Here is a 24,753-nt window from a genome sequence, read left to right as displayed (position 1 = left end):
AATATATCGTTGGATATTACAGCCAGGTCAGGCCGCATCAATATAATGGCGGTCTGACACCAAGTGAGTCAGAGAGAAGGTTCTGGCTTGCGTATAAAACCGTGGCCAAAAAAGGTTGACCACTACAGTTAGCCGTTTTGAACGCAGCAAGTAGCTCTCTTGAGAGACCTTTTTTGTAGCACCTAGCCGCATATTTCCTTCACGAATATCCGTAGTGCGTATTAAGTGAATGCCCTTGTCCGCATATTTGGGAGTTTTATGATCGCAATCAATAATTACCTGAGCGACTTGGAGGAGAGATGCCCAAGTCCAATGAGTTGGTATATTTATCTCTGGAAGAGTTAACTGTTGGTTGCGCAATTTTTTTAACATGGTCTGCGCCTCTTTTTTCTCCTGTTCTTCCGCTTGCTGTGACCAAGAAATTCTTCGCTGCGCTATTGCTTCCAGCAGCTGCTCGCCTGTTGAGTCATGCCGTTGTTCGATGTTCGATAAATTTCCAGAAACGGCCAAGTCAAGAATTAACCCTTTGAAAGCAACCACATCCTCCGGCGAGGAAAACAGTTGGCCGAAGTTGGCTTGCAGGCGTTGCCAGCTTTCTTGCAGTTCGTGCGGGCTTTGGCTGGCGGCGACGGCTTGCAGGGTTGCTTGGCGCAGCTGGTTTTGCAGGATGCGGCGCTTTTGTTGCTGCGCTTCCATCAGATCGCATAGGGCCATCAACTCATCGACTTTGGCGACTATGCGGGATTGTTCTTCGAGTGGGGGAAGCGCAGCGGGAAGAGCCAAAAGCTTATCTTGTTTGATGCCGGAAACCGTCGTGCCCGTCCCACTGACTTCGCGAGTCTTGTAAAGAATTAAAAAGAAGTCTGTATTTACTTCGACAGGTAATTCCAACGCTTTCAAGTCTTGGTTAATCGCAACCGGAACTCGATTAATTAAAACTTTCCCCAACCCCATGCGAGTACAAACGATAATTCGCCCTGCTGGAATTAGATTGGATGAGCTATTTTTAAGCCCATCTTCAGTAATGTGATCTTGAGTGTCATACAGATATTTAAAGTCTTTTAAATCTTTAACACTTGCCCAAGGAATATCGCCACCCCAATAATTTGGATTGTTTTTTGAGGGTGTTCCTCCACCAGTTATTGTCAGTGCAAGATCACCTAATCGACATACAGCCCAATGCGCGGGGACTCTAATAGTTGCTCTTGACGGAGGTGATTGTTCAGCAATTACTTTCCTTTTTTCAACATGTTCGCTTTTCTGCCGATTGATGGAGTTGAGCAATGGTGAAGCATCTTTTGGATTCTCAAATGAGATCAAATCACCAGATACGGCCAAGTGTAGGATCAACTCTCTTAACCGAGCCACGCCTCCCGAAGCATTGGCAATATGGCCAAATTCAGACAAAAACTGTTGTGCGTCCATTAGGCATCCTCACCGCTAAAGTGATGAGAGAGCGCAGCGGCCAGTTCGCTTTTTAACTGGTTTTCGGTTTCTTCAATTTCGCCGAGCAGTTTTTTGTATTTAATCAGCAATTCATCCGGGTCGTGGCTTTCTTCTTCGGGCGCGTTGGGGTTTTTTAAATCCAGATTATAAATCGGCCAGTAGAGGCGATCACCTGCGGCTTGGGCATCGCGAGCTTTTAAGTCTAGAGAATCAGCCTTATTTTTAAGGGCCTCGATAGCATTGGTTAGGTTGGTAATAACCCTTTCTGGTGTCGCTTCTTGAATAGCCGATTGTAAGGCGCTGATGAGCGCAGCCGTGTAGAGGCGCTGGCTATCACTTGCACCAGTTAAATCTGTGTGTAAGTCAGTCAACTGCTCATTAAGCAACACTGAAATGCCGTCATCCTTTCTTCGACCAGTTAAAGAGTCACTGAGATACTTTGCCTGCCTGCGAGTATCTGACGCTTGATTACGTAAACTTTCAGCATTCTTCCAATGAGGCGCTGCCGCGGCTTCGGCCTGTTCGCGCTTGGATTTGAAATCGACATTCCAGGCAAATTCATTTTCTTCGCGGCTGGCGAAATCATCACTTTCATCGCCCCACCAATCTTGCTCGGGTTTAAATTCTTCTAGGCGAATGGGCTTGGTTTTGCTGTAGCTTTTGTAGGCCGCTGGGTAGGGGTGCTCGTAAAACCAGATAGTGTCGGTATGAAAGTGTTCGCTGCCATCGTCTACCCGCGCACCTTTAGTAAAAAACAGCAGATTGGTTTTAATGGTGGTATAGGGGGCAAACACGCCTTTGGGCAGGCGGATAATAGTGTGCAGCTTGCACTCTTGCAGCAATAGTTTTTTTAAAGTGCCTTTAATGCCATCGCCGAATAAAAAGCCGTCGGGCAACACCACAGCCGCGCGGCCGTTTTCTTTTAACAGTTTTTTGATGATCAACGCCATAAACATATCGGCGGTTTCACGAGTTCTTAAATCAGCTGGGTAGTCGCCACCCACCGTATTATCTTCGTAGCCACCAAAGGGCGGATTGGTGATGATGCAGTCTACCTTGTCGTTATTACTCCACTCATTCCAACCCTTGCCCAAAGTGTTTTTATGTTCGATCTGGCTGGGTACATCGATGCCGTGCAGTAGCATGTTGGTGGTACACAGCAAATGCGGCAGTTGCTTTTTCTCGATACCGTGAATAAGTGATTCAATGGCGTGTTTATCTTCGGCGCTGGATTTGTCGGTGAGCTGGTTGCGCAAGTGATCGATGGCGGCGGTTAAGAAGCCACCAGTTCCGCAAGCAGGGTCCATCACGGTTTCGCGTTTATCCAAGCGCGGGTTTACGCGGTCAGCCATAAAAGCAGTGATGGCGCGCGGGGTATAAAACTCACCGGCATTACCGGCGCCGCGGAGGTCGTTGAGCAGTTGCTCGTACACATCGCCGATATTGGCGCGGGTTTTAAAGTCATGATAATTAATGGCTTCTTCGAGCTTTTCAATTACTGCCAGTAACTGGGTGCCGGACTTCATGTAATTATTGGCATCTTCAAAGACGCTACGGATCACTTTATGAAGCGGGCTGGCATTTGCATCTATTTCTTTGAGTTCAGGAAATAAATTATTGTTAACAAAGCTGATGATTTCACTGGCAGCAATTTGTGGCGCTTTTTTGCCATCGGCACCAGGAACGTAAGCAGCCCAGTCACGCCAACGTAGCCCCTTTGGCAAGGGCGATACGTAGTTACTGTTATCGTCGTCCCACTCTTCTTCGCGCTGGTCAAAGACCTTTAAAAATAGCATCCAGGTGAGTTGGCCAAGGCGCTGAGCATCGCCATCAACGCCATCATCTTTACGCATGATGTCTTGGATGCTTTTGATTGTGCTAGTTAAATTCATGTAATTGTCGGTCCACATTATTGAGACGATCAGGCAGTCAAATCATCTCGGTATAATTCAATCTCTAACTCTTTAATGGCTTGCTGGTATTGTTCAATACCGCCAAAAATTCCGCGTCTAATCTGGGTTTTGCTGCCGAGCCTATCGAAAGGGGGTAGCTCTAAAATTGTTGGGTTTTCAATGTCTAGCACGCCGTTTTCTGCAAACTTTTCAATCAAGGCTTCCAGCACCGCTTTAGCCTGCTCGCCGTATTTACCAAACGCATCCCGTTTTTTTACTTGGTTTGCTCGCTCCTTGCGAGTCAGGGGTTTTTGGTCAAAAGCAAGGTGCGCGATTAAATCGAATGCATCCATTTCTTTGCCATTGGGTATCGCCTGTTGCAATACGGCCAGGTCGATGCCATGTTCGGCCAGTTCGTCGATGATGGCCTGCTTTCGCTCGCTCTCATTCCAACGCCTTAGAAAGCCTGATAGTGTACCAAAACTCTCTTTGAGAGACTGCTCTATCTGTTCCTTTAGATGCCTCTGGTAGTCCTCTGTGATGAGTTTTCCATCAATATCCAAGTATTGCGAACGTTCCGCAGCCAAACCCACTGCTACATCATCCAAATAGAATTTTTTCCGAGGCTCGCGGACTTCTGTCCGGTCTTTTGGGCGATCATCGTTATTGGGTTCCGGATCTTGATCAAGATTGTCATCCTCTTCAGTGGGTACTACTGGTTCATCCACTTCGGGCTCATATATGACTACAGGCTCACCATCAAAGTCGGGGTCGGAGAAGAGACGTGTCGCCCCTTTAAAATCCATGATGGTGAAATAGAGCTTGTTGTAATCTTCCCTTAGGCGAGTACCGCGACCAATTATCTGTTTAAACTCAGTCATTGAGTTGATGTTTTGATCAAGAACAATGAGCTTGCAAGTCTTGGCATCCACACCTGTGGTGAGCAGCTTAGATGTAGTGGCAATAACGGGATAAGGCTCGTCATTGTCGATGAAGTATGATAGTTGCGCCTTGCCTTCTTTATCATCACCCGTAATTCTCATCACGTATCGGCGATTGCTTGCAGCAGCAGGGATAAGCTTTACCAGTTCCTGACGCATACGTTCAGCGTGGTCTTGTTCATCACAAAATACGATGGTCTTTGCCATGGGGTCTGTGTTTGACAGGTATTCCCATATTTTTTTGGCAACGAAGCGTGTACGCCTCTCAAGGATAAGGTTCCTGTCAAAATCCTTAGTATTGTAATGACGTTGTTCTACTTCATGACCATATTTATCTATTTTGCCTTTTTCGGGTGTATAACCTAATGCATCAACGTTGGATGCAATGCGGATAACTTTGTAAGGGGCGAGAAAGCCGTCTTCAATCCCTTGTTTAAGTGAGTAGGTGTATATGGGTTCACCGAAATATTTGTAGTTGAATTCCGGGTTGATGATTTCGCCATCAACTGCTTTCTTCTCTTTGGGAGTAGCTGTCAGGCCGATGTGGGTAGCACTATCAAAATATTTTAAAACTTCATGCCACGCAGAGTCTTCCTTAGCACTGCCGCGGTGACATTCATCGATTACGACCAAATCGAAGAAGTCTGAAGGAAACTGAAGATAGGTTTGTTTCCATTCTTCCTTACCTGTGACGGCTTGATACAGTGCCAAGTAGATTTCGTAATTCTTTTTCGCAGCTCTGTCAGTGACTTTGTGCATGTACTTGCCAAAGGGGGCGAAGTCTTGCTGCATGGTTTGATCAACCAAGATATTGCGATCGGCAAGGAACAAGATGCGTTTTTTGGCCTTGGATTTCCAAAGCCGCCAAATGATTTGGAAAGCGGTATAGGTTTTCCCGGTGCCGGTAGCCATCACTAGGAGTATCCGGTTTTGTCCCTTCGCGATGGCCTCTATGGTTCTGTTGATGGCAACTCGTTGGTAATAGCGGGGCCCCTTTCCGCTGCCATCACTATGGTAGGGTTGCTCGAGGAGCGTATTAGTTGTCGAAGTTATGCCCTTCCAACGCTCGTAGACAGGCCACAACTGGTCTGGGCAGGGGAAGTCATCAAGGCTTAATTCAGTTTCCACCGAATGAGTTACACCTGTTCTGTCATGGAGAAGAAAACTATTGCCATTACTGCTTATGGCAAAAGGAACATCGAGCATCTCAGCATAGCTAAGCGCCTGTTGCATGCCGTGACCCACTGAGAATTTTGCTTGTTTCGCCTCGATAACAGCTATAGGTATATTTGGTTTTGCATACAACACATAATCAGCGCGTTTAGGACCGCCCTTAGCTTCTGGATTCTGTATCCGCGCAGCAAGTTTCCCCCTGACCATGACACGTCCCGCCGTCAGGTTAACTTCTTCGAAAAACTGATTACGCTTCCATCCAGCGTTCTCTATTGCAGGGGTGATAAACTTGGTGCAGATATCACGTTCGCTGAGTTTGTACTTGTCCATCTTAGCTTTCCCTACATTCATTCAACGCGTTCACGCAAGGCAGATCTTATCTCGACTTAATCATCTAATGCAGCTGAGGATATTCACAGATTGCCCAGGTTCAATCATCACTCTTCCAAAAAATAATCTGAATCTATTGCCTTGATGGCATAAAGCTCGCGAGTCGAAACACCGACATTGTGCTCTATCATGAGTGCAGCCAGTTCACGGCCATCGATGAGCACTATGCGCTTTTCAATCATTGAAACGAATTCGCGGGCGTCTTTACTGAAACTTGAGGTGGTTATAAACACCCCTTTGCGAGCGCGGTGCATGTCCAGCGCCCCGGCGAAGGCTTGAATATCTGGCCTACCCACTGTGTTATCGCGGTAGCGTTTGGCTTGCAGGTAGATGGAGTCGAGCCCGAGCTTATCTTCCTTGATGATGCCATCGATACCACCATCGTTTGTGTATTGAGTCGCCTGCCCGGCATCCTTCTGGCTACCGCCATAGCCCATAGCGAGCATCAAATCGACCACCAACTGCTCGAAGAACTGAGGCGAGAGACTATAGATTTGCTCAATCAGCTCATCGGCAAGGGCCGAGTTAAGGGCTACAAAGGCTTTTGAAATTTGCTCAGATGGTGTGAGACTCGATTCATCGATAGCATCAGCAGCTTTAGCTTTAACTTTTGACGATGCCTGAGATGTGGACTGACTAGACATTAGTTTGTAGCGAACAAACTCCTCGAACTGGCTCAAATATAGGTTGTTGACCTTTTGCCCTGATGCTAATGCAGCCTGACCTCTGGAAGTTATGCGGCACATACCACGACTAGGCTGCTCAAGCAGACCCGCCTTGACCAGGTACTCTTTCGCCCATCCAACACGGTTATAGACGTAAGTTTGTTTACCACTAGGCAGTGTGAGAGCAATTTGTTCATCACTGAATCCGTAAGCAACGGCAGACTCTTCTGTGATTTGTCGTACCGATTTTAGCTGCCCATCTGCCAGCACCTTGAGCACTGCTGGCATCATCTCTTCGTAGCTTGGAATTGTATCTACCATCCCTGCGCCTCATCTATGAGTTAGTTTTGTCAGGCTAGCTGCGAGTCGCCATTAACGATTTTTTAATCGTCTGTCAAAGACTTGCTTAACCCAGGAATTGTGCCAGAGAAGTTGGATGGTATCCAGTGAGACTGATTAAAGCCTTTGGCCTGTGCTGTTTTTTAAATCACTTTTGCTGTTGGATCTGGTACAGGGTAATTCAGAGCAGCCTGGGGCGCACACTTTATCTTGGGCATATAGCTCCAGCGAGCGCATCAACAACATCATCAGTCAGGATGGAAGGCTGCTGGTGCAGCAGGGTCGCTAGGGCATCAAACCCAGCTGGTCCAACAGGCTGGGTTTGATGCCCAGGCAGAAACAGTCAGCGAAAAACGCACCTTTGCCCAGGAATTTCGACAACACAGCTGCCTTATCCCCTACGCCCCGTCTGGTTCAATGCCAGCGTCGAATAACTGACGCCCTTACTGCAATGCATCGATAATCAGGACATCCACGTCACAGGGGTAGAGTAAACTGCTCCCGAATGGGGCGAAAAACTCAAACAGAGTTAACTTTAGGTAAACCACTAGGTACATCAGCATAAACTGAACCGCTATTTTTAATTAAAAATCAATAATATATAGCACAAATTCAGATAACATCGCCCCACCAAATAAAACAAGGGCTTAGCGGAAACGCTAAGCCCTTGTTTTATTTGCCGATGGCGACAAAGTGGCGATGAGTTGCTGCAAGTGTCATCTAACAAGCCACCCGCCTATCCGCCCTATCTTCTTTGACTCTTGCCCAAGGCCCGCTTCTTCGCCCTCTGCTTCTGGGCGGCCTTGCTGTTTCTGCGGGGCGTGGCTTCCATCTTGTCCAGATCCGGTTCGAAGCCGGGATACCATTGTTGCGGCAGGCGCTTATCCAGCACGGCCTCGACCTCTTCCAGCAGCAAGGCATCATCACTGCTGAACAAGGTTATCGCCAGTCCGGCATTGCCTGCCCTGCCGGTGCGGCCTATGCGGTGAACATAGTCTTCGGCGACATAGGGCAGCTCGAAGTTGATCACATACTTGAGCTCGACTATGTCCAGCCCCCTGGCGGCGACATCTGTGGCCACCAGGGCCTGGATCTTGCCTTGCTTGAATTCCTGCAACACCTTTTCGCGCCCGCCCTGGGACAAGTCGCCGTGAAAGGCCTGGGCGGCAATACCCGCCTGCAGCATCTGCTGCGCCAGCTTGTCCGCCCCTTGTCTGGTACGGCTGAAGATCAATACCTGCTGCCACTGCTGACTGGCGATCAAGTGACATACCAATTCACACTTGCGCTCGGCATCGACTGCGTATACCCGCTGCTCTATGGCCGCGGCCGCCATGTTGGGCCGGGCTATCTGGATGCGCAGCGGTTCACGCAGCAAGGTTTTACTCAAACCGAAGATCGCCTCATCCAGGGTCGCCGAGAACAACATAGTCTGTCTGTTATCCGGCACTTGCCTGAGCAGGGCCTGGATTTCGTCCATGAAGCCCATGTCCAGCATGCGATCCGCTTCATCGAATATCAGCAACTGCAGCTGTGACAGCGTCAACGCACCCTGGCGCAAATGGTCCAGCAGTCTTCCCGGGGTAGCCACCAGGATGTCGATCCCTGTCTTGAAGCGCGAGGCCTGGGCCTCTATGCTGACGCCGCCATAGGCGATGCCACACTCGAGCCCGCTGCCTTGGGCATATTTAACAAAACTTTGGTGTACCTGCACCGCCAGCTCGCGGGTGGGCACCAAGATCAGCGCACGAATGGCTCTGACAGCAGCCTGGGGCTCAGTCGCTTGGGGCTCAGCCGCTTGGGCCTCAGTCGCTTGGGCCTGGGCCAGCAGCTGCACTATCGGCAGCGCAAAGGCGGCTGTCTTGCCCGTGCCTGTTTGGGCCCCCGCCAACAGGTCCCGTCCGGCTAAGATAGCGGGAATGGCCTCACACTGAATGGGCGTCGGCGAATCATAGCCCAGCCCGGCCAGGGTGTGACATAAGTTTGGATTGAGCTCTAAGGCGGAAAAAGACATACGGACTCACAATGAAAAGCAGGCGGTTAACTGAGTGCGGCGAATTTTAGCAGAAGCGGCAGACTTTTTAATCTCAAGATGAAGAAAAGGCCTGCCATGGGGCAGGCCTGGCTATGCAGATGCTGACCCCAAAGCTGACCTGCGTCAGCAGACATGAGCATCAACGCTTAAGCTGGTTGAAGATGTCGATCGGCATGGGAAAGACTATGGTCGAGTTCTTGTCCCGGCCAATATCGCTGAGGGTACTGAGGTACCTGAGTTGTATCGCCTCCGGCTGCTGGGCCAGCACCTGAGCCGCCTGGAGCAGCTTCTCCGAGGCCTGTAATTCACCTTCGGCATGGATCACCTTGGCGCGCCGCTCACGCTCGGCTTCGGCCTGCTTGGCGATGGCGCGGATCATGCTTTCATCCAGATCTATGTGTTTAATTTCCACATTGGCGACCTTGATGCCCCAACCATCTGTCTGGCGATCGAGAATGTCCTGCACATCGGCATTGAGCCTATCCCTGGCGATCAGCATCTCGTCCAGCTCATGCTGCCCCAGGACGGAACGTAAGGTCGTCTGCGCCAACTGACTGGTGGCATCGAGGAAATTCTCCACATTGATGATGGCCTTCTGGGGATCCATCACCCTGAAGTAGATCACCGCATTGACCTTGACCGAGACATTGTCCCTGGAGATCACATCCTGGGGCGGCACATCCATGACCACGGTACGCAACCCCACCCGCACCATTTGTTGAATGAAGGGCACCACTATGATGAGCCCAGGGCCCTTGACTCGATAGAAGCGCCCGAGCATGAAGATCACCCCGCGTTCATATTCCCGCAAGATACGGAACATGCTCAGCAAGAACAGGACCCCGCCAAAGATCAGCAGTATTGTGATTTGCGCCATCATGAGTCATTCTCCCTTGTCACCATAAGTGTTAAGCCATCTATGCCGATCACCTTGACCTTCTGCCCGCGCTGCAGCGGCTCTTCGCTGAAGGCCAACCATACTTCCCCGCGGATCATCACCCGGCCGCTGCCCTTGAAATCCGCTATCACTTCGGCCTCATGTTGCAGCAGTTCCTGATCCCCTGAGACCACGGGCCTGCTGCGCCCGCGTATGATCATGGAGATCATGAACAGGGCAACCACGGCGCTGAAAACCGTCATGGAGATGATCAATGCCGGTGCTATCTGATAGCCGGGCAGGCTCGAATCCATCAGCATGAAGGAGCCCAGGGCGAAGGCACAGATCCCCCCTATTCCCAGCACCCCGAAACTTGGGGCGAATGCCTCGGCGACCATCAAGGCCAACCCGAGCAGCAGGAGCGCCAAGCCGGCGAAGCTGATGGGCAACATGTTGAAGGCATACATGGCCAGCAACAGGCAGATACTGCCGAGGGTCCCGGGCAACAGGGTCCCTGGATTGAGGAATTCGAACACCAGACCATAGATCCCCGCCAGCAGCAGCAAGTAGGCTATGCTGGGATCGGTAATTATGACCAGTATTCGGGTACGCCAATCCGTGTCATAGGCTATGACCTCGGGCTGCTTGAGATCCAGACGGACCGTCCTCTGCCCCAGATTGACCTCACGTCCGTCCAATTGCGCCAGCAGCTGGGCCGTATCGTAGGAAATCAGCTCTATCACCCCCTTGTCCAACGCCTCCTGCGCCGAGATATTGTCCGCCTCAGACACGGCCGCCACCGCCCATTGTTCGTTGCGGCCACGCAGCTGGGCCAGGCTGCGTATATAGGCCTTGGCATCGTTGACTTGTTTCTTCTGCATCACATCTGTCGGTGGCGTCTCGGCCTGGGCCGCCTTGTCTTTGTCCTTGTCTTTCTCATCGGCCGGTGTCGGTGGCGCTATGCCGATACTGACTGGGGTCGCCGAACCCAGGTTGGTTGCCGGCGCCATGGCGGCCACATGGCTGGCATAGATGAGATAAGTGCCGGCGCTGGCGGCGCGGGCTCCCTTGGGGGAAACATAGATGATGATGGGAATGGGAGAGTCGAGGATCTTCTGGATCATCTCGCGCATCGACTTATCCAGGCCGCCTGGGGTATTGAGCTTGAGGATCACGGCCTGGCTGCCATCTTCTATGGCTTTATCCAGCCCACGACTGAAGTAATCTGCATGGGCCGGGCTGATGGCGCCATCTATGGTCAAGAGGTAAACCTTATTCTGCGCCGCGCCAACATACGAGGAATACAGGAGAAATCCTATTCCTATGAATAACGCAATCCAAAATAGCTTTTTTATATGTTGGCGCATGTTTGCCGGCCTCGCTCGGCTTACAATCCTGACTCAAGTATAGCCGTCGCTGGACCAATGCAAGCCGCCTCGCTCCGCGGAGACCCTCTGGCCCCGAAAAAACCAGCGCCGACATGAACTTGACGGCCATGGCGTCAGGAGATCGCAGGATAAATAAGATTGCGTTAACCTCATGGCTATCTTATTGTCTAGAATAGAATTATTGCGGTAGATAACAAGGAACACCTATGCCTGAACAGCGAAAGCAAGGGGATGTAGGCAATATCGAGGTCCTGAGTGGGGAGCAAGTGTATCGGGCTTCACGACTCGGCGGCTTGGGCAGCGGCTACCAATCGACCCAAGATCTGCAACCTCTGACGGATATCATAGGTCAGGAAAGGGCGCAGCAGGCGGTCGAATTCGCCATGGGGATAAAGGACAAAGGTTATAACATCTATGCCGTGGGCCAGAATGGCCTGGGCAAGCGCACCATGATGCTGCGTTATCTCAACCGTCTCAAACTGACGGAAAAGGCGCTGCATGACTGGTGCTATGTGGTGAATTTCGATGCCACCCGCAGCCCCAGGGTACTCAAGCTCGCCGCCGGCAGCGCCAATGGCTTCAAGAAGGACGTAGAGAAGTTGATGTTGCGGCTGGTCAAGGCCCTGCCGCTGGCCTTCGACAACGAGATGTACTATACCCGCGCCGATAAGCTCAAGACCCAGCTGGCACAAAAACAGGAAGCCGCCCTGGTGAAATTGACCAAGGAGGCCAAGGAAAAAGGCATCAGCCTGAGCCTGACCAGCCAGGGCGAGTATCAGATGATCGCCCTGAATGGCGAGGAAGAACATACCGAGGAAAGCTTCGCCAAGCTATCCGAGGCCGAGCGCAACCGCTGCGAAACCAACATAGCCGAACTTGAGGTCAAGCTGCGCGGCATCATACGCCAACTGACCGAATGGGAAGAAGAGTTCTCGGATAAGCAGCAAGCCCACGACGAGCATGTCGCCAGGGAGGTCCTGACGCATTTCATCAAACCGTTAAAAGACAAATACAAACATCAGCATGAGGTGCGTACCTTCCTCACCGGCATGCAGACCGACATACTGGAGAACCTGGATATCTTCCTCGAAGAGAGCGAGGAGCAACTGGCGTTGGCCTATGCGGCCCTGGACAAGAAGATGCCCAGGCGCTACCAGGTGAATGTGCTGGTCAGCCAGGAGCAGCAACAGTTACCGATAGTGGTGGAGGAGAGCCCCAATTATCATAGCCTGTTCGGCTACATAGAGACCACCACCTTCAGGGGCACAGTGTTTACCGATTTCTCACTGATCCGCCCCGGCAGCCTGCATAGGGCCAATGGGGGCGTGCTGCTGATGGATGCGGTCAAGGTATTGGAACGCCCCTACGTCTGGGATGGACTGAAACGGGCACTGAGATCCCGCCAGCTGGACTTGAGTTCGCTGGAACGCGAGATATCCCTGTCCGGCACCATCTCCCTGGATCCCGAGCCCATCCCCCTGGACGTGAAGATCATCCTCTTCGGCGATTATCAGACCTACCAACTGTTGCAGCATTATGATCCCGACTTCAGCGAGCTGTTCAAGGTCACGGCAGATTTCGAAGATGTGATGCCACGCACGGATGCATCCGAGGCCCAATATGCCAGGTTTATCTCCAGCATAGTGCACGACAACGCCATGCTGCACTGCGACCGCGCCGCCATCGCCAGGATCATAGAATACAGTTCACGCCAAGCCGAAGATCAGACCAAGCTGTCGCTGCACTCGTCCAATATCGCTAACCTGCTGCGGGAAACCAACTATTGTGCCCGCAGCAAGGGGGCCGAACGCATCCAGGCCGAGCATGTGGAGCAGGCGTTGCGACAGCACAGGCTCAGAGTCAGCCGCCTGCAGGACAATGTCATGGAAAACTTCATCAATGGCACCACACTGCTCGATACCCAGGATGCGGTGGTAGGTCAGATCAATGCCCTGTCGGTGATCGCCACCGCAGATCACCAATTCGGTGTTCCCAACAGGATCACCGCCACCACGGCCTTCGGCAAGGGGGAAGTGCTGGACATAGAGCGCAGGGCCAAACTGGGTGGACACATACACTCCAAGGGGGTGATGATCTTATCCGCCTACCTGGCCTCCATACTGGGGAAAACCGCTCCCATCCCCCTGACGACCCATCTGACATTCGAACAATCCTACGGCGGCGTCGATGGTGACAGTGCCTCCATGGCCGAGTGTTGCGCCATCATCTCGGCCTACGCCGAATTGCCCCTGCGCCAGGATGTGGCCATCACAGGTTCCATGAATCAATTTGGCGAATCCCAACCCATAGGCGGCATCAACGAGAAGATAGAAGGCTTCTTCGACGTCTGCGTCATCAAGGGACGGCAAGCCAGCCAGGGGGTGATCATCCCCAAGGCCAACAGCAACAACCTGATGCTGCGCAAAGACCTGGTCGAAGCTGTCACCCGCGGCGAGTTCCACATCTGGACAGTGACCCATGTGATGGATGCGATCGCCATTCTCACCGGCAAGCCGGCCGAACAAGGGCAAAGCTATGTGCCCGACTATGTGCCCGACTATGGCGCGGCCCTCAGGCAGGCGCAGGCCAGACTCGATGCCTTGCGCCAAAAGAGCCGTAAAAAATGACCGCCGCCGGCTGGAATGCAGCAGCTGTGAGACAGTATGCCGGCGCGCCAGGAGGCAAGTCCGGGATGAATGAGCTATTCCCCTGAAGCAACGGCGGACATAACTGTTATAGTGAGCCGAGTCGCTCGCCACTCTGGGGTCACGGGGGTTCACGCCAGGCAACCAAACCCGGCAACCAAGCCCAGCGCGCCTCGGGTCATCGACAGCAACCCAATGGCGAAAGCCATGCGCAAGCAGTCCATGTGAAAAATGATGCCGAAGAAGTCTATTAAGAATAAGTCTATGAAAAATAAGTCCATGCAAAAGAACGGGCAACTCTTGCTCGACAATCAACTCTGTTTCGCCCTCTACTCTAGCTCGCTCGCCATGACTCAGCTCTATAAGCCGCTGCTCGATGCCGTCGGCCTGACCTACACCCAATACCTGGTCATGCTGGTCCTGTGGGAGGCAGATGCCATCAGCCTCAAGGAGATAGCGACCAGGCTGGGACAACAGTCCGGGGCCCTGACCCCGGTGATCAAACGACTCGAGGCCGATGGCTTGGTTCTCAGGGTACGCAGTGCCAAGGATGAACGTCAGCTCAACATCCAACTGACGGACAGAGGCCAAGGTCTCCGGCAGGCCGCCAAGCAGATCAATCTCTGCATCGCCGAACAATGTGGTTTGGCCATTCCTGATGTTATTGATCTTAAAGTTAAACTCGATCTATTACGCAACAAGTTGCAGAAAAGCATCAAATAAACATTGCACGCAATTAAATATCGCGATAGTCTTATTGCAAGGGTTCAGCGACCCTTTTCTTTTAACCATATAGTTATTGCGATAAACAATTGATAGCAATTAACTTGGGACGAATATGTTGCATTGCATCTTCGTCTCTTCCAACCCATAGGTGATAGGCATGGACATTTTATACAGAGCAACTGCGACTTCTACCGGTGGCCGCGACGGCACTTCGACCTCATCGGACAACAAACTGGCGGTGAAACTCAGCACCCCGAAAGAACTGGGTGGCGCAGGTGGTGAAGGCACCAATCCTGAGCAGCTGTTTGCCGCCGGCTACTCGGCCTGTTTCATCGGCGCGATGAAATTTGTCGCCGGCCAGGAAAAAATCCGCCTCAGCCCGGACCTGAGTGTCACAGGCCTGGTTGGCATAGGCGCCAATACCAAGGGAGTGGGTTTCGGTATCGATGTCGAGCTGCACATCAATTTGCCGGGAATGGCGCCCGAAGCGGCACGCGCCTTAGTCGAGAAGGCACATCAGGTATGTCCTTACTCGAACGCCACCCGTGGCAACATAGGCGTCGAACTGAAACTCGTCTGAGACGACTGTCTTGGCCCGGGGGGCGACCCCGCCACCGGCAAGCAGAAGAGCGAGGGCTAACTCAGGTTAGCCCTCGCTCTTTATGGCGGCTCACCACTCCTACCCCTGAGGTCTAGGTCTAGGTCGAAGCCGACAAGCGGCTTAACCCAAGGTTAAGCCGCTTGATGTGGGAATGCCGCTGCAAACCCAATCCCTGATGTCTATCCGCCTGGCGTTAGACCAGGCTGGTCAGCATACTGTCGGCATACTCCACCAGATCGGCGCCGCTGCGCACCTTGGCCACATAGTCGGGATTGGCGATGAAGGGACGGCCTATGGCGATCAGATCGAACCTGTCGGCACCTATGGCATCATTGGCGCTTTGCGCCGTATAGCTGCCGACACCGACCAAGGTGTTGCCATAGTTGGCACGCACATAATCCGATACCCGGCCATCCAGGTAGGCAAATTCCATGCTGTCATCGAAGATGCCTATGTGCAGGAAAGCCAACTGACGTTGCTCCAACTGGGGCAAGAGATAATCGAATACCGCGCGATCCCGGCCGTCCGTCGCCATGTTGAAGTAGGCTGCCGGCGAGATCCTCAGGCCGGTTCTGTCGCCACCGATACGGGCTATGACGGCATCCACGACTTCGAGGGGGAAACGCGCCATCTTCTCCGGGCTGCCGCCATATTCGTCTTCACGACGATTGCTATCGTAATGCAGGAACTCATCGACAAGGTAGCCATTGGCACCATGGATTTCGACACCATCGAAGCCGGCATCTATGGCGTTGGCCGCCGCCTGGGCATAGTCCTGCACCAGCTGAGCCATATCCTCATGGGTCACCGCCTTGGGGGTGACATAAGTCAGTTCACGCATCCTGGGCACGCTGCCTTCGACACCCACGGCAGAGGGGGCCAACACATCCCCGCCACCGAAGAAATGCGGATGTGCCACCCGGCCCGTGTGCCACAGCTGGGCAAAAATCTTACCGCCATTTTGGTGCACCGCATCCGTCACCAGCCGCCAGCCGGCGATCTGCGCCTGGGTAAACAAGCCGGGCGTGTTTGGATATCCCTGAGCGTCGGGACGTATGATGGTGGCCTCACTGATGATGAGACCCGCCTCGGCGCGGCGGGCATAATACTCGGCCATGGCCTGGGTTGGCACCAGCTCATCGTCGGCCATGCAGCGCGTCAGAGGCGCCATCAGGATGCGGTTGTTCAGACTCAGGCTGTCGTTCAGGGCATAGGGTTGAAATAAGTTGTCAATCATAGCAGGCTCCATTCTTGAATGTGCGTTCAAGATTATTCTTATTTGAATGCTCATTCAAGTTGTTTTTGAATCGTCATTCAAATGGAGTAGAATTGAGCCAAACCATTTTCCCGGCTCCAGAAGGCTAAGATGCGAAACGCGGAATTCGATCGAGAACAGGTGCTCAGGGCCGCCATGACGGCCTTCATGCACAAGGGCTATACCAAGACCAGCATGCAGGATCTGACCCAGGCTACCGGGCTGCACCCGGGCTCCATCTATTGCGCATTTGAGAATAAGCGCGGCCTGCTGCTGGCCGCCATAGAGCAGTATCGCCTCGACAGGGAGGCTCAGTTTGCCGCTGTCTTTAGCAACGGCCACCCGGTACTGAGCAACTTGAAGTCGTACCTGGACGGCATAGTGAAGGAATGCATCAGCTGCGATGCCGCCCAGGCCTGCCTGCTGACCAAGGCGCTGAACGAAGTGGCGGAGCAGGATGAGGAAGTGCAACAGATACTCTCCAGCCACCTGGACAGCTGGCGTCAGGGACTGGCGGCGCAATTGCGCCGTGCCCAGCACAATGAGGAGTTGGCTAAAGACAAGGACGCCGAGCATCTGGCACGTTACCTGGTGATGGGAATTTACGGCCTGAGGACCTATGCACACACCCACCCGGCACCGGATACACTGCAACAACTGGCGGAGCAGCTGTATCGGGACGTATGTGCTTAGCTGTGTTTAGCTGTGTTTAGATGTGTTTAGCTGCGCTTAGCTGGGAAGCGGCCGGGATCAGGCTGGCCGCAGCCAGAGCTGTCGGAGTAGAGGCACTCGGAATGGAGCAGTAAAGTCGGAGCAGAGGCTGTCGGAATGGGGCAGTAAACATGCCCCATAAGAGCAGGAAATCAGGCGATATCCGACTTGGCGAACACCCGCTCTCCCAGAGAATTCAGCATCTTGCACTCGCCTTCCATGATCGCCACTATGGATTTGCCCTCGCGAAATGCCGCCGGGATCAATACCCTGCCCTGCTCGCTGACGGGCAAGTCCTTGAGCACGACATTATGCATGACGAGCCCTGCGGGAAAATCGTAATATAACACTGTAACAGTCTGTTTATCTTGCATCTGATGAACTCTTAATGTGCAGAAGCTACTGCGCTCGCTTACCAAAATAAGAGTCAGTCCCTGCCCTTATTGCGGATAACACCCGGAGAAATTTGCGCTTAAGGCCGGTACTGACCTTGGCCGGCACACACGCCCGGCTCGTTTCCAAGCCCACTCTCTATCTCAGCCCTGAGGCCGCAGGCGAAAAATCCTATGCCATAGACGGCCATTTAAGCATCTAAGACAATATATGCCAATCTATTTTTAGCGGCACTTTTTCCCTGAACTTCAAAGGCACAGGTGCCGGATTGCAGCCACCAGGGCCTGCAATGCGCCGCCGGCATGCTCGCCATGGCGCCGACTCAGGCGGCTTTGAAGCCCACCCGGAAACCGCCCCAATGCCTGCCCCTGACATAAATGGGCACGGAAAGGTCGTGCATCACCTCGCCCGTGTCACGTTTGTAGGTCTGCAGCAACACCTTATCCCTATGCTGACCGCAGCGAATACCGGTAGGGTCGTTAAACAGGCGTTTGGTACGATTGTGTATGATGTCGATTTCGGGTTTGCCCGTCAGTGGCTTGGCATAGCGCTGGTTGTGAGTGGGGAAATACCCGCGTTTGTCGACGGCGCCGGCGTAACTTATCGCCGCCTCCCGGGCCAGCAGAGGTTCCTGCAAGGAGGGGAAGTGCTGATCTGTGTAGGCATCGAAGCCTGTGCTGAACTTGGGCGGCTGAGTGTTGGCTATTTGCTGGTATTGAGGTTGAAACAATTGTTGCTCACTGAAGACACCTTGCGCCAACCCCTGCTCCAGCACCAGGCCACATTGCTCGGCCGCCGCTTGCGCCAGCTGCAGCACCCTTTGATCTAAGGTCTGGGTATCCCAAAGAGTCAAGGCCGTAAATATGCCTTCCGTGGTCAAGGACAGATTAAAGGCCTGCTTGGACACAGACTGACTCTCCTCCCCCGTCAATGCCAGAGAGTCGCGGATCTGGCTGATGGCACCCGAGATGTCGTTGGTGGTGCTGGTGTATTCCTTGAGCGCCTCTTCCATCTCCGCCAGGGCATTGGCCGACTGCACCACGGAGGAGGCTATCTCGGTGAAGCGCGCGTCCAGCAGTTCCATGGCGGAGACGGCATCGGCTGTCTGGCCAACGACCTGCTCCATCAGGGCCGAGGTGCGATCCGTTTCCGTATGCATACTGGATAACATGCCGGCAATGTCCCGGGTTGCCCCGGCGGTTTTCGATGCCAGGCTGCGTACCTCATCCGCCACCACGGCAAATCCCCGTCCCTGCTCGCCGGCTCTGGCGGCTTCAATCGCCGCATTCAAGGCCAACAGGTTGGTTTGTTCGGCCACAGAATTGATCACCTCGGTGATCTTCTGGATCCCTTCGGCCTGGGTCTTGAGGGAATGCACCCTCTGCGCGGCATTGTCTATGTCCCGGCTCAAGGACTGGATCGCCCCCACCCCGGTTTGGGCCTGCTGGCGCCCGGCGATGCTGATACTCTCAGCCGCCTGTGCCTGATGCAGTATATGAGCCGCATTGTCACTGAGTTGCCCCGTGGTCTGACTCAATTCCTCGGCGGCAACCGCAATCTGACTCGTGTATTCCCCATTGGTATCGATTGACGCATTCAATCCATCGATGAAATGTGACACCTCGGCGGCGCCTATGGCTATCTTGCTGGTTAGCACGCTGATCTGCTGCGCCGTCGTCGCGGCCGCTTCTTGGGCTTCTGCCTCAACCGAAGCCGGCGGCGCCTGCCAGCCGCGGCGCCAGGCCGGCATCAGCAGGCAGATGACTCCGGAGGCACTGAGGGCCATGATGAGCACCAGGCTCCAGGGCGCCAACAGGCTCTGCAATGCCAACATGGCGCCGCCGCACAGGGCCAGCACCAAAAAACTGATGCTGAACTCGAGCCACTTTTGTTGTTTTTCTGTCATGAGGTACATCCTGTAGCTGGTGTTGACGGCAGGAGAAGTTCGAACCTGTGAGTCGCAGCGGCTTAGGCAGCGCGGATTTCGGTGCCGTTATCCCCTGCCTGTTCCGACTCTGTCCATCGAGCTATCTTCAACACTCTGGGCCCGACTTGGGATTAGACCTTAGTCTCAAATGCCGAATTTGTGAGGCAAAATGAGAGGCCTATCGGCTTTTTCGCCGTAGAGCAGATCCGGCCTGGATACCCGAGCCGGATGTTAGATGCTGTTATTACACTGGTTTGTTAAATATGGAAATTTAAAAAGCTTGCATGACAACTGCACTTGTCGGGATAAAGCTGCTAGAATCGAGGCCATTTTTTCATGAGCTGAATGAGACAGATCAAGATGGGCAGAGCGTATCAAAACAAAAAAGAATCCATGGCGAAAACCGCAGGTCAGAAGACCCGGATCTATTCGCGCTATGGAAAAGAGATCTATGTCTGCGCCAAGAGTGGCGGCGTCGAGCCGGACGGCAACCTGTCGCTGCGCCGACTGATAGAGAGAGCCAAGAAAGATCAGGTGCCTGCCCACGTGATCGAACGCGCCATAGAAAAAGCCAAAGGCGGTGGCGGTGAAGACTATGATACCGCACGTTACGAAGGCTTCGGCCCGGGCAACTGCATGGTGATAGTCGACTGCCTGACAGACAACGTCAAGCGTACCTTCACCGAAGTACGCCAGGCCTTCGTCAAGAATGATGCCAAGCTCGGCAGCCCTGGCACTGTCGGCCACATGTTCGATCACCAGGCGGTATTCGTGTTCAAGGGTGAAGACGATGAAGCCATACTGGAATTGCTGATGATGGCCGATGTCGACGTCAGCGATGTCGAAGTCGAAGACGGCATGATCAGCGTATTCGCCCCTCACACAGAATTCTATAAGGTGAAAACGGCATTGACCGAAGCCATGCCGGAGATCAACTTCGAAGTGGAAGAGATCACCTTCGTGCCACAGACCCAGACCAAGGTGGAAGGCGAAGACGTGGCGGTATTCGAGAAGTTCATCGCCGCGCTGGAAGATTGTGACGACGTGCAAAACGTCTACCACAACGCCGAACTCGACGAAGAATAGGCCGAGCCCGAAGCACACAAAAACGCAGCCTGAGCTGCGTTTTTTTATGCCTCCGGAGCGGGAAGCCTAGAAGGTCACCTCGACCGTGTTGAGCAAGCGCACGAAAGGCCCGGCCAGGGTGCTGTTATGGTGCGCTATGATCGCCTCGGCAGCCAGGAGTGGCGTATCCATACAGGTATGGGCATCGGCGACCAGAGTGGGGCTGAACCCCAGCTCAGCCGCGATCCGGCAACTCGTATCGACACAATACTGAGTCTTCATCCCGGCGATCACCAACTCAGTCACCCCCAGGGTCTTCAGCCTGTCGGCCAACCCCGTCCCCTGAAAGCAACTGGGTTGGCGCTTATCGAACAGGATATCCTTGGTCGCGTCCAGCTCCAGTTCGCTCAGGAGATGCCAGTTGCGGCTGCCGGCGGCCAGAGCCGAGCCTTGTGGCCCTGTGTGGCGCGCCGCCAGTATGGGCACGCCACGGCTGCGGGCCCTGGCGATGAGCCTATTGATGTTGCCGAGCACTCGCTGGCCGGCAAAGGGCCGCTCCAGGCCATGAAACAGCCCATGTTGCATATCGACAATCAGCAGTGCCGACTTGGGGACGGGGATATTTTCCATGCTAGTTCTCCTTTGGTTGCCAGGGCAGACGGAGAACGAAAAAGACCCCGCCATCGCTGGCGGGGTCTTGGGTATCAGGTTTTAATGAATCGCCCGCTACACACGCTCCGCCGAAGCAGTCGTGGTGGTGGTAGTGCTAATGTTTACTGTGCCTGGGCACGGGGCGATTGATATTTTCATCGTTTCAGGCTAATGAAAAACCAGGCTTGAGTCAACGAGTTAATTCGGCTTCCAAGCTCATGCCCGGATGCAGCAGCCATGGGATCCCAGATTGCCACCCCCAACTAAGTACTAGGCATCGCCGAGGCCCAGGCGGCCGCCAAAGCAGCAGCCAAAACTGCAGCCAAGAGTCATGACCCGCATCCGAGTCGGCCATGACTATACCTACGGGTTTTAGGTACCAGCTTTGCGTAAGGGCTTGGGGTAAGGGCATTACGTAAGGGCTTGGGGTAAGGGCATTACGTACCGGCTTGAATACGAGCCGCACCCCGAGAAAAATGACTTTTGGCATAGTGACTTATTCGGCTCTTGCCCTAGAATGGTCGGCAGATTTTGCCTTAAAGGATTAAGCCGCGTGCTGAAGAATCGCTTAACCAAAGAAGAAAGCCTGCTGATGTTTGCCGGCGCCTTCACCTGGGCCCTGGTCACTTGGGTCACGGTACTCAATAGCCAGGGCGCCGCCCGGCTGGCCAGCGCCGGCCTGTGCGGCCTGTTCCTGCTGCTGTTTCTGCTCATCGCCAGTGACATCCTGCCGAGGATGAGCAACTCACTCAGCAAACAGGCGCTGATGCTGCTCGCCGCCTCGGCCCTCGGGCTCATGTTCATGGACACTAGCCTCAGCCCGATACTCCTGGTGGTATGGGCCACTCTGTTGCCCGAGTTCTACTCCCGGCGCCGGGCCCTGGGCTTACTGTTACTGGTCAATGTCGGCTATTTCGCCATCATATATGGCTACTGGCATAGCCAGGATGCCTGGTTAACCATACTGATTTTCATTGGATTTCAGCTATTTGCCCTCAGCAGCAGCCTGGCTCGCTGCAACGAGCGCGAGGCGCGGGTCCAGCAAGAGCGCCTCAACCAACAGCTGCTAGCGACAAGATCCCTGCTGAGCCAGACAAGCCAGCAACAGGAGAGGCTGCGCATCGCCCGGGACTTGCACGACATCCTCGGCCACCAGCTGACGGCCCTGACGCTGCAACTGGAAGTGCTCAGCCATAAGGCGCCGTCTGAGCTGCAGGCCCAGGTGCAGCAGAGCAAAGAACTCGCCAAACAATTGCTGCAGGACATACGCGCCGTGGTGCGTGCCCAGCGACTGCAGAGTCATTTGGCGCTGCAGCCCCCCTTGAACGCACTCATGAGCCGCCTGCCGGGCGTCAGCTTGCACTGCGACGAGCTGGTCCCCCTGCAGTCGACCGAATTGGCCCAGGAGCTGCTGCTGGTGTTGCAGGAAGGCATCAGCAATGCCGTCAGGCATGGTCATGCGACCCAATTGCAGCTGACGCTGCAACGCCGGCAAGACACACTGCAGCTGCTGCTGACAGACAATGGCCGTGGCCTGAACCCAAGCCAAGAGGCGGGCACCGGCATCACTGGCATGCGTGAGCGACTGGCCAGATTTTCCGGCGAGGTCGAACTGCTCGCCAATACCAGGCAGACGGAAAATATCCGCGGCTGCTCATTACAGATACGAGTCAAGGAGCCCCAACATGGATAACCCGAGCCTGATGAATTCTCCCCAGGATGAGACGGGATCCCGGCATCCTGAGCCGCAGCGGCCAGGGCAAAGCATCAGCGTCGGCCTGGTGGAAGATCAACAGCTGGTCCGCCAGGGCATCGCCAGCCTGCTTGAAATTTCCGAGCATATCCGGGTGTGTTGGCAGGCCGAAAACGGCCAGCAAGCCCTGAGTCTGCTGGCACAAACGCCGGTCGATGTGTTGCTGAGCGACATTCGCATGCCGCGACTCGATGGCATAGGCATGCTGCAGCGACTGCGCGCCGATGGCAATCCGGTGCCTGTGCTCATGCTCACCACCTTCGATGACAACGAGTTATTCCTTGGCAGCATAGATGCCGGTGCCAATGGTTTTCTGCTTAAAGACGTGTCGCTGGACAAATTATGCCACGCCATCACCCAAGTGGCGGCCGGTGGTTGCCTGATCGAACCCGAGGTGCTGCAGCAACTGCAGGAACATAGACTGCAAGACGGCAAGGCCCATAACCCCCTGTCTGAGCGTGAAACCGACATACTGAGGCTAATCGCCGGCGGCTTGGCCAACAAGGAAATCGCCGCACAGGTGTTTCTGGCCGAAGGCACGGTCAAGAACCATGTCTCCAACATACTCGCCAAGCTCGACTGTCGCGACCGTACCCAGGCCGTGCTGCTGGCACTGGCACAGGGGCTGATTTAGGCCTAGTTGATAACCGACTCAAGCAGGTTGACTTGGGCAAGGTGACTCAAGCCTGGCTCAGGCTGCTTGCATTAGCTAACGAAAAAGGGCCCGCAGGCCCTTTTTCATTCAGCGGCTCACTCGCGCCATTCGACGCGCCAGCCCGGGTTAGATTCTGCTCCTAGGTTAAATTCATTTCCTGGATGATTTCATGCGCTATGGAGGGGGTGGTACAAACGGGTTTCTCATGCAGATCGGCTTTGAGTTGACCCTTGCGATGCTTCAAGGCGGCATCGAGTTTTTTCGCGGCGCAGGCAATGGCGGGATACATGATGGCATCATTGCCCGTGGCCGAAATTCGGCTACCCTCGTAATTGGTTCTGAGCTCGACTTCAAATTCACCGTGTTCCTTGGCTATGATGACATCGAGCGCGAGCAGGGATGGAAAGTGGCTGGCGATTTTGGAAAACTTCTCATTGACATGGGCTTTAACGGTGTCGGTGACATCAACATGATGACCAGAAAGATTTATTTTCATAGGTTTTCCTTTTTCTATTGAGTACATATATAGAGCTTGGGGCATTGCGGCTAAAACACAAGGGTATTCCCAAAATGCTGTCTCAGTCGGCAGGCCGCCTCGGGACCTATCGCTATTTCATCTGTACAGTTCGAGTCCATTCGATGCCGGGCAGGCAAAACAACCATCGGATTAAGAGATACCACCTCTGCCGCCACTTGTAAAACATTGAGGTAAAATTCTGCGCCGCCATCACATAAATCCGCCCCCCTAGCAGAAAAAGGGCAAGGGCTCATTGAGGCCCACACCCAATCACACTCTCGCCGCCAAAACTAAATGCTAATCTTTATCATTTACAATTATTGTATTAGAATAGCGCCACTTCGGCAGCTTTGAAATGCCAAGCCAGAACACAGAGACCTCAGCATGACTCACTCACCAGACAACAAGCGCCGGCAAGGCTGCCGCGACACTCAGGCCCTCGCCGCCGGGGCCATGCCCCTTGTCGCCAGGATTGCGGCCGCGATTTTTGGCGGTTATGCCTGCAGTGCCGTCTTCTGCGTCGCCCTGGCCCGGCTCTTGCCCCTGTCGAAGGCCGACAGCACCCTGACCGCCATGATGTCGTCATTTGTCCTGTATGCCGTGGCGGTCATCTATGCCTTCGGCGCCACCAGCGTCTGGCGGGTATGGGGGCTGCTCGCCGGCCTGCCACTGCTGTGTTACGCCTTACTCCAATTGCTTGGATAATCT

General features: G+C 53.9%; 19 protein-coding genes and 1 pseudogene. 8 read left to right on the top strand and 12 right to left on the bottom strand.

Annotated features, from left to right (window positions below; all coding sequences use genetic code 11):
* Positions 1-690 precede the first annotated feature (690 nt).
* The 7 genes and pseudogenes from HC757_RS19050 to HC757_RS11725 form a co-directional block, all read right to left on the bottom strand.
* Positions 691-1,425 (bottom strand): annotated as a pseudogene (locus HC757_RS19050) (restriction endonuclease subunit S); the annotation flags it as partial.
* Positions 1,425-3,338: a class I SAM-dependent DNA methyltransferase gene (locus HC757_RS11750; RefSeq protein WP_169564549.1), complete on the bottom strand. Its 1,914-nt coding sequence runs from the start codon at positions 3,336-3,338 to the stop codon at positions 1,425-1,427. The gene HC757_RS11750 and the pseudogene HC757_RS19050, both read right to left, overlap by 1 nt.
* 29 nt (positions 3,339-3,367) lie before the next feature.
* Positions 3,368-5,782, bottom strand: a complete 2,415-nt coding sequence (hsdR, locus tag HC757_RS11745) for an EcoAI/FtnUII family type I restriction enzme subunit R (protein WP_169564548.1) — start codon at positions 5,780-5,782, stop codon at positions 3,368-3,370.
* Positions 5,783-5,889: 107 nt separating this feature from the next.
* Positions 5,890-6,828, bottom strand: a complete 939-nt coding sequence (locus HC757_RS11740; RefSeq protein ID WP_169564547.1) for a restriction endonuclease — start codon at positions 6,826-6,828, stop codon at positions 5,890-5,892.
* A 763-nt stretch (positions 6,829-7,591) separates the two neighbouring features.
* Positions 7,592-8,860, bottom strand: coding sequence for a DEAD/DEAH box helicase (locus tag HC757_RS11735; protein ID WP_169564546.1), 1,269 nt, complete (start codon positions 8,858-8,860; stop codon positions 7,592-7,594).
* A gap of 160 nt (positions 8,861-9,020) precedes the next feature.
* Positions 9,021-9,761 (bottom strand): slipin family protein, encoded by a 741-nt coding sequence (locus HC757_RS11730; RefSeq protein ID WP_211164387.1) that lies wholly within the window; start codon positions 9,759-9,761, stop codon positions 9,021-9,023.
* A complete protein-coding gene (locus HC757_RS11725; protein ID WP_244623471.1) occupies positions 9,758-11,020 on the bottom strand; it encodes an NfeD family protein in 1,263 nt (420 codons plus the stop codon). Before HC757_RS11725 ends, HC757_RS11730 begins: the two co-directional genes overlap by 4 nt.
* 332 nt (positions 11,021-11,352) lie before the next feature.
* Between HC757_RS11725 and HC757_RS11720 the strand changes: the two genes are divergently transcribed.
* The 3 genes from HC757_RS11720 to HC757_RS11710 all read left to right on the top strand — a co-directional run bounded on the left by HC757_RS11720 (position 11,353) and on the right by HC757_RS11710 (position 15,097).
* The gene (locus HC757_RS11720; RefSeq protein ID WP_169564544.1) at positions 11,353-13,773 is read left to right on the top strand and encodes a Lon protease family protein; all 2,421 of its coding nucleotides are present in this window, start codon (positions 11,353-11,355) and stop codon (positions 13,771-13,773) included.
* A 282-nt stretch (positions 13,774-14,055) separates the two neighbouring features.
* Positions 14,056-14,514 (top strand): MarR family winged helix-turn-helix transcriptional regulator, encoded by a 459-nt coding sequence (locus HC757_RS11715; protein WP_244623469.1) that lies wholly within the window; start codon positions 14,056-14,058, stop codon positions 14,512-14,514.
* Between the two features lie 160 nt (positions 14,515-14,674).
* The gene (locus HC757_RS11710) at positions 14,675-15,097 is read left to right on the top strand and encodes an organic hydroperoxide resistance protein (protein ID WP_169564543.1); all 423 of its coding nucleotides are present in this window, start codon (positions 14,675-14,677) and stop codon (positions 15,095-15,097) included.
* A 214-nt stretch (positions 15,098-15,311) separates the two neighbouring features.
* On the opposite strand, the gene HC757_RS11705 is transcribed toward HC757_RS11710, so the two are convergent.
* Entirely contained in the window at positions 15,312-16,355 is a 1,044-nt protein-coding gene (locus HC757_RS11705; RefSeq protein WP_169564542.1) for an alkene reductase, read from the bottom strand.
* Between the two features lie 129 nt (positions 16,356-16,484).
* Here HC757_RS11705 and HC757_RS11700 point away from each other — a divergent pair, with 129 nt between their 5' ends.
* Positions 16,485-17,066: a TetR/AcrR family transcriptional regulator gene (locus tag HC757_RS11700; RefSeq protein WP_169564541.1), complete on the top strand. Its 582-nt coding sequence runs from the start codon at positions 16,485-16,487 to the stop codon at positions 17,064-17,066.
* Between the two features lie 170 nt (positions 17,067-17,236).
* Here the strand turns inward: HC757_RS11700 and HC757_RS11695 are convergent, their stop codons facing one another.
* On the bottom strand, positions 17,237-17,458 hold the full coding sequence (locus HC757_RS11695) for a TIGR02922 family protein (protein ID WP_169564540.1): 222 nt from the start codon (positions 17,456-17,458) through the stop codon (positions 17,237-17,239).
* 341 nt (positions 17,459-17,799) lie between these two features.
* The gene (locus tag HC757_RS11690; protein WP_169564539.1) at positions 17,800-19,383 is read right to left on the bottom strand and encodes a methyl-accepting chemotaxis protein; all 1,584 of its coding nucleotides are present in this window, start codon (positions 19,381-19,383) and stop codon (positions 17,800-17,802) included.
* 381 nt (positions 19,384-19,764) lie between these two features.
* Between HC757_RS11690 and HC757_RS11685 the strand changes: the two genes are divergently transcribed.
* On the top strand, positions 19,765-20,490 hold the full coding sequence (locus tag HC757_RS11685) for a YebC/PmpR family DNA-binding transcriptional regulator (protein WP_169564565.1): 726 nt from the start codon (positions 19,765-19,767) through the stop codon (positions 20,488-20,490).
* A gap of 66 nt (positions 20,491-20,556) precedes the next feature.
* On the opposite strand, the gene HC757_RS11680 is transcribed toward HC757_RS11685, so the two are convergent.
* On the bottom strand, positions 20,557-21,099 hold the full coding sequence (locus tag HC757_RS11680; protein ID WP_211164385.1) for a cysteine hydrolase family protein: 543 nt from the start codon (positions 21,097-21,099) through the stop codon (positions 20,557-20,559).
* A 574-nt stretch (positions 21,100-21,673) separates the two neighbouring features.
* Here HC757_RS11680 and HC757_RS11675 point away from each other — a divergent pair.
* Complete coding sequence (locus HC757_RS11675) at positions 21,674-22,813, top strand: histidine kinase (RefSeq protein ID WP_169564538.1); 1,140 nt, start codon at positions 21,674-21,676, stop codon at positions 22,811-22,813.
* 10 nt (positions 22,814-22,823) lie between these two features.
* Entirely contained in the window at positions 22,824-23,507 is a 684-nt protein-coding gene (locus HC757_RS11670; protein ID WP_169564563.1) for a response regulator, read from the top strand.
* Positions 23,508-23,667: 160 nt separating this feature from the next.
* Here HC757_RS11670 and hpf read toward each other — a convergent pair whose 3' ends face one another.
* The gene (gene hpf / locus HC757_RS11665; RefSeq protein ID WP_169564537.1) at positions 23,668-24,024 is read right to left on the bottom strand and encodes a ribosome hibernation-promoting factor, HPF/YfiA family; all 357 of its coding nucleotides are present in this window, start codon (positions 24,022-24,024) and stop codon (positions 23,668-23,670) included.
* A 405-nt stretch (positions 24,025-24,429) separates the two neighbouring features.
* Between hpf and HC757_RS11660 the strand changes: the two genes are divergently transcribed.
* Complete coding sequence (locus tag HC757_RS11660; RefSeq protein WP_211164383.1) at positions 24,430-24,750, top strand: hypothetical protein; 321 nt, start codon at positions 24,430-24,432, stop codon at positions 24,748-24,750.
* Positions 24,751-24,753 lie beyond the last annotated feature (3 nt).

Source organism: Shewanella salipaludis (genome assembly GCF_012911865.1).
In the GTDB taxonomy this organism is placed as follows: Bacteria; Pseudomonadota; Gammaproteobacteria; order Enterobacterales; family Shewanellaceae; genus Shewanella; species Shewanella salipaludis.
The sequence above is the reverse complement of the archived record's forward strand: the minus strand, read 5'-3'. Positions and strand labels throughout refer to the sequence as shown.

Coding starts and splice junctions, on each gene's coding strand:
- HC757_RS11750 (WP_169564549.1), bottom strand. CDS start 3,338: ATGAATTTAACTAGCACAATCAAAAGCATCCAAGACATCATGCGTAAA.
- hsdR (WP_169564548.1), bottom strand. CDS start 5,782: ATGGACAAGTACAAACTCAGCGAACGTGATATCTGCACCAAGTTTATC.
- HC757_RS11740 (WP_169564547.1), bottom strand. CDS start 6,828: ATGGTAGATACAATTCCAAGCTACGAAGAGATGATGCCAGCAGTGCTC.
- HC757_RS11735 (WP_169564546.1), bottom strand. CDS start 8,860: ATGTCTTTTTCCGCCTTAGAGCTCAATCCAAACTTATGTCACACCCTG.
- HC757_RS11730 (WP_211164387.1), bottom strand. CDS start 9,761: ATGATGGCGCAAATCACAATACTGCTGATCTTTGGCGGGGTCCTGTTC.
- HC757_RS11720 (WP_169564544.1), top strand. CDS start 11,353: ATGCCTGAACAGCGAAAGCAAGGGGATGTAGGCAATATCGAGGTCCTG.
- HC757_RS11715 (WP_244623469.1), top strand. CDS start 14,056: ATGAAAAATAAGTCCATGCAAAAGAACGGGCAACTCTTGCTCGACAAT.
- HC757_RS11710 (WP_169564543.1), top strand. CDS start 14,675: ATGGACATTTTATACAGAGCAACTGCGACTTCTACCGGTGGCCGCGAC.
- HC757_RS11705 (WP_169564542.1), bottom strand. CDS start 16,355: ATGATTGACAACTTATTTCAACCCTATGCCCTGAACGACAGCCTGAGT.
- HC757_RS11700 (WP_169564541.1), top strand. CDS start 16,485: ATGCGAAACGCGGAATTCGATCGAGAACAGGTGCTCAGGGCCGCCATG.
- HC757_RS11695 (WP_169564540.1), bottom strand. CDS start 17,458: ATGCAAGATAAACAGACTGTTACAGTGTTATATTACGATTTTCCCGCA.
- HC757_RS11690 (WP_169564539.1), bottom strand. CDS start 19,383: ATGACAGAAAAACAACAAAAGTGGCTCGAGTTCAGCATCAGTTTTTTG.
- HC757_RS11685 (WP_169564565.1), top strand. CDS start 19,765: ATGGGCAGAGCGTATCAAAACAAAAAAGAATCCATGGCGAAAACCGCA.
- HC757_RS11680 (WP_211164385.1), bottom strand. CDS start 21,099: ATGGAAAATATCCCCGTCCCCAAGTCGGCACTGCTGATTGTCGATATG.
- HC757_RS11670 (WP_169564563.1), top strand. CDS start 22,824: ATGAATTCTCCCCAGGATGAGACGGGATCCCGGCATCCTGAGCCGCAG.
- hpf (WP_169564537.1), bottom strand. CDS start 24,024: ATGAAAATAAATCTTTCTGGTCATCATGTTGATGTCACCGACACCGTT.
- HC757_RS11660 (WP_211164383.1), top strand. CDS start 24,430: ATGACTCACTCACCAGACAACAAGCGCCGGCAAGGCTGCCGCGACACT.